This window comes from Aeromonas sp. s10, assembly GCF_040907975.1.
GTDB classification, from domain to species: Bacteria; Pseudomonadota; Gammaproteobacteria; order Enterobacterales; family Aeromonadaceae; genus Aeromonas; species Aeromonas caviae.
The window spans coordinates 103612-113364 of record NZ_JBFOCV010000046.1; the positions used below are offsets into that span (position 1 = coordinate 103612).

The following is a 9753-nucleotide window of genomic DNA, read 5'->3' on the forward strand; positions in this document are numbered from 1 at the left end:
AAGGCTCATGAAAAAGGCTCCCGCGGGAGCCTTTTTGTTGTCTGTCGTTTTCTATTCGTGCCATCAGCCGTGCAGCAGGGCCCCGGCCACCAGCACCGCCATGGTGATGAGGGCCACCCCGATGATGAAGGGCAGCACCCAGCGCACGAAGCGATCGTAGGGGATCCTGGCCAGCGCCAGCCCCGCCACCAGATGGGCTGCTGTGGGGGCAAACAGGTTGATCCAGCCGGAGGCGGACTGGTAGGCCGTGATCACCAGATCCCGGGAGATGCCGGAGAAGTCAGCCAGCGGCCCCATCAACGGCATGGAGACGGTCGCGAGCCCCGAGGTGGAGGGGATGAAGAAGCTCAGGATGATGTGCACCAGATAGGCCATCAGGATGAAGACCGACGACGACAGTCCGCTCACCAGCCCCTCGGCCCAATGCAGTATGGTGTCGATGATGACGCCGTGCTCCATCACCACATAGATGCCGCGCGCCACCGCCACCACCAGCGCCACCCCGATGAGATCCCGCGCCCCGTTCAGGAAGGTCGCCACGTAGTTGGACTCCGGCATCCGGTTGATGAGGGCAATCAGGATGGAGGCGCTGAAGAAGAGGGTGGAGAGCTCGTCGAACCACCAGCCCAGGGTGGGCAACAGATCAATGCCCAGATCCGACCAGGGCACCACCGCATAGATCATCAGCAGGAAGGTGCCGAAGAAGACCAGCATGGTGAGCTTCTGCTTGCCGCTGAAGGCGAGGTTGCCGCTCTTCATCTGGGAGAACTCGTCGTCATAAACGATATCGGCCAGCACGGAGCGGGACTTGTCCTGCTGCACCTGCCTGGCGTAGCGCATCACGAACCAGGAGGCGAAGATCACCAGCAGCAGCCACTGGATGACCCGTAGCCCTATCCCCTCACCGATGGGGATACCCGCGAAACCGGAGGCGATGCCGGTGGCAAACGGATTGACGGTGGAGGCGAGCACCCCGACCCCGGAACCGAGCAGGATGATCCCGGCCGCCACCATGCGATCGAAGCCCGCCGCCATCATCACCGGCACGATGAGTGCCCAGAAGGCCACCGTCTCCTCCGCCATGCCGAAGGTGGAGCCACCCAGGGCGAACAGGGCGATCAGCACCGGGATGAGCAGCCGCTCGCGCCCGGCGAAGGTACGCACTATGGCCCCGACCCCGGCATCCAGCGCCCCGCTCTGCATGGTCACCGCCAGAAAGCCGCCGATGATGAGCACGAACAGTGCCACGTCCGCCGCCTTGTGAAAGCCCTGGATGGGCGCCTTGAGCACATCGAATACCCCCTGGGGTTGGGAAGGGAGCTCGGTGTAACTGCCGGGTACCGGCAACAGTCGCTCGTCACCGCTGTAGTCGGCCACGGCCGCTGCCGCCACCGGCTGCTGGGTCTTGGCCGTCACATAGTTGTATTTGCCCGCCGGCAGCACCCAGGTGAGGGCCGCCATCAGGGCGATGATGATGAAAAGCAGGGTATAAACCGTGGGGAGCTGGCGCTTCTTGGGCGCCTCATGGGATGTGGTCATGACTTTCGTACCTCGGCGGTGCCGTCTGTGATCCGGACAGCGCAAGCCTAGCGGGTTTGTTCGGGGAAAAAGGTGATCGCGGATAATAAACCTGAGGCAACAGGTTGAGTCTGCTGCAAAAAAACAGGGCCCCGCAGGGCCCTGTCTGTGCTGGTGACCGACTTACAGCTCGACCACGTCGAATTGCACGTCCGGATTCACGTCCGCATCGTAGTCCACCTCGTCCAGACCGAAACCGAACAGGCGCAGGAACTCCTGCTTGTAGCCGGTGTAGTCGGTCAGTTCACTGAGGTTCTCGGTGGTGATGGAGGGCCAGAGATCACGGCAGGTCTGCTGCACGTCTTCACGCAGTTCCCAGTCATCCATGCGGATGCGGGCCTGCTCGTCCAGCGCCATGTCGGCGCCGTACAGGCGGGTGCGCATCATGCGGTCCACCTGCTCCATGCAACCCTCGTGGATGCCCTTCTCCTTCATGATCTTGAAGGCCATGGAGATGTAGAGCGGCATCACGGGAATGGCAGAGGAGGCCTGGGTCACCACGGATTTGAGCACGGCCACGTGGGCGGTCCCCCCCTTGGCGGCCAGATCGCCACGGATGGCGGTGGCGGCGCGGTCCAGATCTTCCTTGGCGCGCCCCAGGGTACCATGCCAGTAGATGGGCCAGGTCAGGTCGGTACCGATGTAGGAGTAGGCCACGGACTTGGCGCCGTCAGCAAGCACACCCGCATCGCGCAGAGCCGCCATCCACAGTTCCCAGTCCTGGCCGCCCATGACGGTGATGGTGCTCTGGATCTCTTCCTCATTCGCCGGCTCGACGGTGGCCGTGATGATCTGATCCTTGTTGGTGTCGATGGCGGTGGAGGTGTAGACCTCGCCGATGGGTTTGAGGGCGGAGCGCACCACTTCGCCGGTGTCCGGCAGCTTGCGAACCGGAGAGGCCAGGGAGTAGACCACCAGATCAATCTGACCCAGATCCTGCTTGATGAGCTCGATCACCTTGGAACGGCACTCGTGGGAGAAGGCATCGCCATTGATGCTCTTGGCGTAGAGGCCGGCCTCTTTGGCGGCCTTGTCGAAGGCGGCGGAGTTGTACCAGCCGGCGGAGCCCGTCTTGGTCTCGGAGCTCGGCTTTTCGAAGAAGACACCGATGGTGGCAGCTCCGCTGCCGAAGGCTGCGGCAATGCGAGAGGCCAGACCATAGCCGGTGGAAGCGCCGATCACCAGCACCTTCTTGGGGCCATTCTCGATGGCGCCCTTGGCTTGGGTGTAAGCGATCTGGCGACGAACATTGGCTTCACAACCGACCGGGTGGGTGGTGGTGCAGATAAAGCCGCGAACCTTGGGTTTGATGATCATGTGTTGTCTCTTATCCGTTTGATGGATGAAATCGGGGCATAAGATACCTCATTGCGGCCCGTTATGGTGCTCTGATGTGTTGAACTGCGGGGAAACAGGCAGGGATCCGTCGCTTTATGCCGCCATAGCACACCCATTGCGCAGGAGATCTCCCCGCCATGGACCAGAGAGAGGCAACGTGAGGACCGGAATGTCACACCCGGAACGAGGCCGTTGTCTGACCTTGCGCCATGTACTAGTGTGCAAGGAAGAGGATTCAAGGAGGAGTCTATGTCACGCATGCTGGTCATCTCTCTCGCCTGCCTGGGACTTGCCAACGTCCCCGTTGTCCAGGCGGCTGTCTATCAATGCGCCCGCGACGGGCAGATCACCTTCAGCGACATCCCCTGCAGCAGCGACGCCAAACCCATGGCACTCAATGTCTATACCCCCTCCCCCGAGGCGGTGGAGCAGGCGGCCAACCAGACCCGGGAGATAGAGCAGAGCCTGGCGAACGGCCAGAAACAACGCCAGGCCGAGGCGCTGCGCACCGAGATCGAGGCCAAAAAGCAGAAGATGAACAACGAGATGACCCAGATCACGGAGAACAAGGCAAGATCCCGCAATGTCTCGGCAGAGATGCAGTCGGTCACTACCCGATATCAGAAAGAGATTGAGTCCCTGAACCAGAAACTCTCTACCTTGCAGGCAAAATAAACACTCCCTGTTTCGGGACAAAAAATATACCGAAGCGGCAATGTCGTCACGGGTTCACACATGCCGCATATCCAAAAGCTCACACCCTTGGCCGTTTATTTCTCACACCAGAGAGTCAGATAGCGGCTATTTCCAGATCCCCGCCTCCACCTATTTCACTGTGCCCATATAAGACTCATTGAATCCCCATGTAGGCCACATGGCGCGCCACTGGGTTCATATGAAGGCGATATATAGAATAGTCAGTGCCAAAAGAGGCGCCTTCATGCCAATATTCCCTGGGGCCAGGGCGGCCCAGGAGATAAATAACCCTTGTACGAGACCCCACAATTAAAAAGCCATTTATCAACATTGAAAAATAAAAAGTTAATTTGAGTTCGATGACGACTCATCAGGACGCAATGCTATTGTTAATTTACTCAGATTCGGTCGTTATCCCATTCAAGGGTCTCATGGAGGAGCACTGTCATGTTCTGGAATCAAAAAGCAAGCAAGGAAGCCAGTGAGCAAGCGGCAAGGGTGGTGGAGCTGGGGGCATTTGAACAGGCTATCCAGTTGCAGGTCCCCTTCGTCCAGTTCACCCCGGCGGGAGTGGTCACCTTCGCCAACGAGCTGTTTCTCAAGATCGTGGGATTTGAGCGTGACGAGGTGATTGGCAAGCATCACAGCACCCTCTGCTTCCCCGACGACGTCAATACCCGGGATTACGAGACCTTGTGGCAGGATCTGCGCCACGGCGTCTCCCGCAGCGGCCGCTTCATTCGCCAGTCGAAATCCGGCAAGGCCGTGTGGCTGGAGGCGACCTATTTCCCCATCGTGATCGACGGCAAGGTGGTGCGGATCGCCAAGGTCGCCTCCGACGTGACCCAGCAGCAATCCACCCTGGAGCGCACCCAGGCCCTGCTGGCAGCCCTGGACAAGTCCCTGGCGGTCATCGATTTCCAACCCGATGGCACCGTCATCACCGCCAACCAGAATTTCCTCAACTGCTTTGGCTACCGGCTGGAAGAGGTGGTCGGCAAGCATCATCGCCTCTTCTGTGACACCGATTTCTACCAGAACAACCCCCATTTCTGGCAGGATCTCGGCTCAGGTGACATCAAGTCAGGGCTTTTCATGCGTCTGGGTCACCGGGGGGAGAAAATCTGGCTGGAGGCCACCTACAACCCCATCTTCAACCACGAGGGCAAGGTGGTCAAAATCATCAAGCTGGCGAGCGACATCACCGAGCGGGTGGAGAAATCCATCTCCACCCGGGAAGCGGCCCAGAAGGCATGTGCCATCGCCAGCGAAACCGTCGCGAGCGCCGCCAGGGGACGGGAGGTCATCGACAGGGTGCTCGACACCTCCTCTCACATCAACACCTCGGTCAATGCGGTCAGCAAGCAGATAGAGCAGCTCAACCAGCAATCCAGGAGCATCGAATCCATCATCTCCACCATCAGCGGCATCGCGGATCAGACCAACCTCCTGGCCCTCAACGCCGCCATCGAGGCGGCCCGCGCCGGGGAACAGGGACGGGGATTCGCGGTCGTGGCCGACGAGGTGAGGCAACTGGCTGCGCGCACTTCCAGCTCCACCAGCGAGATCGTCACCGTCATCAAGCACAACTCGGAGATCACCTCCCAGATCACCCAGACCGTCTCCGTCGTCTCCGACAAGGCGGTGGCAGGTCAGGAGCAGGCCACCATCATCGCCGATGTCATCAAGGAGATCATCGAGGACGCCAACTCGGTGTCGGACACCGTCAAGAGCCTCTCCATCTGAGCAACAGCTGCCAATGACAACGGGGGGCCCAGGCCCCCCGTTGTCATTGCTGTCCGCCCACCCGACACCCGCTCAGCCATCCCCCAGGAGATAGTGTCTGGCTTCCTCGTCCGCCAGCGCGAGGGCGATGTCCCATAGCGCGGCGATGCAGAGCCCCTCCTCCCCCACAGCCTCCTCTTCCAGCGCCTCCAGGGCTCTGGCATCGGCCAGGGTAAAGGGGGGATGGCTCAACAGGCTTTTGGCAGCGGCCAGCAAGTGCATGTCGCTCATCGGTCGGCTCCTTCTTCGACAGCGTGTTTCCCTGCCCAGACTGTAGCCCAATGGCGGCGACTCATCCCCCGGTGGCGACTGCCTGCGCACGCTTCCTGCCGGACGGCAGCTGGCCCACCCCGATGCCGACCAGCACGGCGGCGCAGGCCACCCATTGCAGGGCCGTGAGCGTCTCTCCCAGCAGCAGATAGGCGAGCAGCAGGGTAAAGACCGGTATGAGGTTCACATAGGCCGCCGCCAGGGTCACCTTCACCTGGGTCACCGACCAGTTGTAGAGCAGGTAGGCACCCAGGGTCACGAAGGCACCGAGGAAGAGGATGACCCCCATGTCCTGCCAGGCCCAGCTCGCGGGCCAGGGCGCACTGAAGGCAAAGGGCGCGAAGAAGAGCGTGCCGACGAAGGCCTGCAACGCCGTCAGTGTCATCACGCCGTAGCGGCTGGAGAGCTTCTTGAATACCACAGAATAGGTGGCGGCGCAGAGCATGGCGCCCATCTCCAGGCTGTTGCCGAGCAGGGCGTTGGGAGCGAACTCGTCGGCGCCCTCCCCCAACCCCAGCAGGGCGATGCCAACGATGGCGATGGCAAAGCCCAGCAGTTGGCGGCGACTCACCCGCTCTCCAAGCAGTACGAAGGCCACCAGGGCCACCATCAGGGGAAGCAGGGCACAGACCATGCCGGCCTGGCCGGCACTGGTGTAACGCAGGGCGTTGACTTCCAGAAGGAAGTAGAGGCAGGGCTCAAGCGCCCCCATCAGGGCCAACCAGCGCCAATCCCCCTTCTGGTAAGTGACGCGACCAAGCTGGCGGTAGCAGAGCAGCCAGCAACAGGACGCCACCCCCATCCGCATGAAGAGCACCTGACCGAAGGACCAGATTTCCAGCACATGTTTGAGGGCGATGAAGGAGCTGGACCAGAGCAGCATGGCCAGGGTCAGCGTCAGGACGGGTAAAAGGCGCACAATGCCTCCATGAATTGGGCATTCGAATAATAACCATACGGCCTTGCGGTTGTCTAAAGGCACCTAACATCAGATAATACGGCCGCCTTCATACCGGATAACCCATCTTCAATGACTGAGTACCTGCTTTTACTGGTCGGCACCGTGCTGATCAACAACTTCGTGCTGGTGAAGTTCCTCGGCCTTTGCCCCTTCATGGGTGTCTCCGGCAAGCTGGAAACCGCCATCGGCATGGGTCTGGCCACCACCTTCGTCATGACGCTGGCCAGCGCCTGCTCCTATCTGATGGAGCACTACATCCTGATCCCGCTGGAGATCGCCTACCTGCGCACCCTGGGCTTCATTCTGGTGATCGCCGTGGTGGTCCAGTTCACCGAGATGGTGATCCGCAAAAGCAGCCCGACCCTCTATCGCCTGCTCGGCATCTTCCTGCCGCTCATCACCACCAACTGTGCCGTGCTCGGCGTGGCGCTGCTCAGCATCAACGAGCGCCACAACTTCATCCAGAGCATCATCTACGGCTTCGGGGCCGCCGTCGGCTTCTCTCTGGTGCTGATCCTGTTTGCCGCCATGCGTGAGCGGCTGGTGGCCGCCGACGTGCCAGCACCGTTTCGTGGCGTCTCCATCGCCATGGTCACCGCTGGCCTGATGTCGCTGGCCTTCATGGGCTTTACCGGCCTCATCAAGATATAACGCTATGATTCACATACTCTTTGCCATTCTGGTGCTGGCCCTGCTTGCCCTGGCCTTCGGCATTATTCTCGGCTTTGCCGCCGTCAAGTTTCATGTGCAGGCCGATCCCATCGTCGATCAGCTTGATGCCCTGTTGCCCCAGACCCAGTGCGGCCAGTGCGGTTACCCGGGCTGCAAACCCTACGCCGAAGCCCTGGCCAATGGCGACAAGATCAACAAGTGCGTGCCCGGTGGCGACGCCACCATGCGCAAGATTGCCGACCTGATGGGGGTCGAGCCCCAGTCTCTGGACGGCGGTGAAGACGCGGCAATCCCCGTCAAGAAGGTGGCCTTCATTCACGAAGACATGTGCATCGGTTGCACCAAGTGCATCCAGGCCTGTCCGGTCGACGCCATCCTGGGTGCCACCAAGGCGATGCACACCGTCATCGCGGCCGAGTGCACCGGGTGCGACCTCTGCGTCGACCCCTGCCCGACCGACTGTATCGAAATGATCCCGGTGCCGACCACGGTCGACAACTGGAAATGGGATCTGGCCAAGGTCGCCATTCCGGTCAAGATAGTGGAATAAACAGCGGAGTAACCATGCAGCATCTGCTCGAACGCATCAAAGCCGGCACTCTGTGGGATTTTCACGGCGGCATCCATCCCCCCGAGAACAAGCACCAGTCCAGCCTGACCCCCGTCGTTGACGCGGGCCTTCCCCCCCAGCTCATCATTCCGGTGCGCCAGCACGCGGGTCCGGCCGGCGAACTGCTGGTGCGGGTGGGGGACAAGGTCAAGAAGGGGCAACCCCTCACCCGTTTTGACAAGGGACGCATCGTGCCGGTGCACGCTTCCACCTCGGGCACCATCACCGCCATTGAGCAGCACACGGTGGCCCACCCCTCCGGTCTTGACGATCTCTGCATCCTCCTCACCCCGGATGGAGACGATGCCTGGGGCGAGCGCACACCCCAGCCTGACTACTGGAACCTGGAGCGGGGGGCGTTGCTCGAGCGCATCCAGCAGGCCGGCATCGCCGGGCTCGGCGGCGCTGTCTTCCCGACCCACAGCAAGCTCGACGGCCGTGGCCAGCTCACCGAGATCCTCATCGTCAACGGGCTGGAGTGCGAACCCTACATCACCACGGATGACAGGTTGATGCAGGAGTACGCCGACGAGATCATGGACGGCATCCGGGTACTCAAGCACCTGCTCAAGCCCAAGCTCACCCTGATCGGAGTGGAAGACAACAAACCGGCGGCCATCGAGGCCCTGACCCGCCATGCCAGCGACGCCGACGTACTGGTCAAGTCGGTACCGACCAAGTACCCCTCCGGCGGCGCCAAACAGACCATAGAGCTGCTCACCGGACGCCAGGTGCCCAAAGGAGGCCGGGCGGTGGACATGGGCATCATGGTGCTCAACGTCGCCACCGTCTTTGCCATCAAGCGCGCCATCATCGATGGGGAGCCGCTCATCGAGCGCATCGTCACCCTCACCGGCGACGCCTTCAAGAAACCCGGCAATGCCTGGGTGCGTCTGGGCACGCCGGTACGCTGGCTGCTCCAGCGTTTCGAGCTGCAACCGGAGGCGGATCAGCGGGTCATCATGGGGGGCCCCATGATGGGCTTCACCCTGCCCCACGCCATGGTCCCCGTGGTCAAGGCCACCAACTGCCTGCTCTCCCCCACCCGCGCCGAGCTGCCGCCCCCCGGCCCGGAACAGGCCTGCATCCGTTGCAGTGCCTGCGCCGATGCCTGCCCCGCCACCCTGCTGCCCCAGGAGCTTTACTGGTACAGCCGGGTCAAGGAGTACGACAAGGCCGAGAAGCTCAACCTCTTTGACTGTATCGAGTGCGGCGCCTGTGCCTGGGTCTGCCCGAGCGAAATCCCCCTGGTGCAGTACTACAAGATCGCCAAGGATGACATCCGCGAGGCCCGTGCCGAGGCCGAGAAGGCCGAACGTGCCAAGCAGCGCTTCGAGGCCAAGCAGGCTCGCTTCGAGCGTGAGAAGGCGGCTCGCGAAGCCCGCCACGCCGAAGCCGCAGCCCAGCGTCGCCAGGCCATGACGACGGCCGGGGGCGAAGATCCGGTCGCCGCCGCCCTGGCCCGCATCAAGGCCAAACAGGAGACGGCCCAGGTGGCCGTGAGTGAACCCGCACCGGACAACGAGGCCATGATTGCCGCCCGTGAGGCGCGCAAGCAGGAGGCCATCGCCCGTCGTGCCGCCAAGGCCGCCAATGGCGAGGGCAATGGGCTGGCTGACACCCCGGCACCAGGGGAGCAACATCCCAAGGCAGAGCTGGATCCCAAGAAGGCAGCCATCGCCGCCGCCCTGGCACGGGCCAAGGCCAAGAAAGCCGCCCAGGCGCAAGGTGACGGGCCGGTGGTCGCAGGTGAGACATCTGTGAACACAACCGATAACGCCGTTGAGGCCCCGGCTGCCGCATCCGGGCCCGCCGCCGAGGTGGACCCCAAGAAGGCGGCCAT

9 protein-coding genes are annotated in these 9753 nt (G+C 62.0%); 5 read left to right on the forward strand and 4 right to left on the reverse strand.

The genetic code is table 11. The features are described 5' to 3' along the window. Positions 1-63: 63 nt before the first annotated feature. Both AB5Y59_RS17620 and fabV read right to left on the reverse strand, forming a co-directional pair. Positions 64-1539: a YfcC family protein gene (locus AB5Y59_RS17620; protein WP_010674027.1), complete on the reverse strand. Its 1476-nt coding sequence runs from the start codon at positions 1537-1539 to the stop codon at positions 64-66. A gap of 162 nt (positions 1540-1701) precedes the next feature. After that, entirely contained in the window at positions 1702-2895 is a 1194-nt protein-coding gene (fabV, locus tag AB5Y59_RS17625; RefSeq protein ID WP_368212442.1) for an enoyl-ACP reductase FabV, read from the reverse strand. A gap of 270 nt (positions 2896-3165) precedes the next feature. Between fabV and AB5Y59_RS17630 the strand changes: the two genes are divergently transcribed. Next, a complete protein-coding gene (locus AB5Y59_RS17630; protein WP_201894808.1) occupies positions 3166-3591 on the forward strand; it encodes a DUF4124 domain-containing protein in 426 nt (141 codons plus the stop codon). A gap of 468 nt (positions 3592-4059) precedes the next feature. Next, a complete protein-coding gene (locus AB5Y59_RS17635; RefSeq protein WP_368212443.1) occupies positions 4060-5358 on the forward strand; it encodes a methyl-accepting chemotaxis protein in 1299 nt (432 codons plus the stop codon). 72 nt (positions 5359-5430) lie between these two features. On the opposite strand, the gene AB5Y59_RS17640 is transcribed toward AB5Y59_RS17635, so the two are convergent. Together AB5Y59_RS17640 and AB5Y59_RS17645 are read right to left on the reverse strand one after the other, a co-directional pair. Continuing rightward, positions 5431-5628: a hypothetical protein gene (locus AB5Y59_RS17640; protein WP_039038678.1), complete on the reverse strand. Its 198-nt coding sequence runs from the start codon at positions 5626-5628 to the stop codon at positions 5431-5433. Positions 5629-5689: 61 nt separating this feature from the next. Continuing rightward, positions 5690-6586, reverse strand: coding sequence for a DMT family transporter (locus AB5Y59_RS17645; RefSeq protein WP_042017198.1), 897 nt, complete (start codon positions 6584-6586; stop codon positions 5690-5692). Between the two features lie 111 nt (positions 6587-6697). Here AB5Y59_RS17645 and rsxA point away from each other — a divergent pair, with 111 nt between their 5' ends. The 3 genes from rsxA to rsxC form a co-directional block, all read left to right on the forward strand. Continuing rightward, on the forward strand, positions 6698-7279 hold the full coding sequence (gene rsxA / locus AB5Y59_RS17650; RefSeq protein WP_039038677.1) for an electron transport complex subunit RsxA: 582 nt from the start codon (positions 6698-6700) through the stop codon (positions 7277-7279). Positions 7280-7283: 4 nt separating this feature from the next. Beyond that, on the forward strand, positions 7284-7850 hold the full coding sequence (rsxB, locus tag AB5Y59_RS17655) for an electron transport complex subunit RsxB (protein ID WP_042017194.1): 567 nt from the start codon (positions 7284-7286) through the stop codon (positions 7848-7850). A gap of 14 nt (positions 7851-7864) precedes the next feature. Next, positions 7865-9753 (forward strand): electron transport complex subunit RsxC (rsxC, locus tag AB5Y59_RS17660; RefSeq protein ID WP_368212444.1); only part of this gene is annotated, 1889 nt, incomplete at its 3' end.

Coding starts and splice junctions, on each gene's coding strand:
- AB5Y59_RS17620 (WP_010674027.1), bottom strand. CDS start 1,539: ATGACCACATCCCATGAGGCGCCCAAGAAGCGCCAGCTCCCCACGGTT.
- fabV (WP_368212442.1), bottom strand. CDS start 2,895: ATGATCATCAAACCCAAGGTTCGCGGCTTTATCTGCACCACCACCCAC.
- AB5Y59_RS17630 (WP_201894808.1), top strand. CDS start 3,166: ATGTCACGCATGCTGGTCATCTCTCTCGCCTGCCTGGGACTTGCCAAC.
- AB5Y59_RS17635 (WP_368212443.1), top strand. CDS start 4,060: ATGTTCTGGAATCAAAAAGCAAGCAAGGAAGCCAGTGAGCAAGCGGCA.
- AB5Y59_RS17640 (WP_039038678.1), bottom strand. CDS start 5,628: ATGAGCGACATGCACTTGCTGGCCGCTGCCAAAAGCCTGTTGAGCCAT.
- rsxA (WP_039038677.1), top strand. CDS start 6,698: ATGACTGAGTACCTGCTTTTACTGGTCGGCACCGTGCTGATCAACAAC.
- rsxB (WP_042017194.1), top strand. CDS start 7,284: ATGATTCACATACTCTTTGCCATTCTGGTGCTGGCCCTGCTTGCCCTG.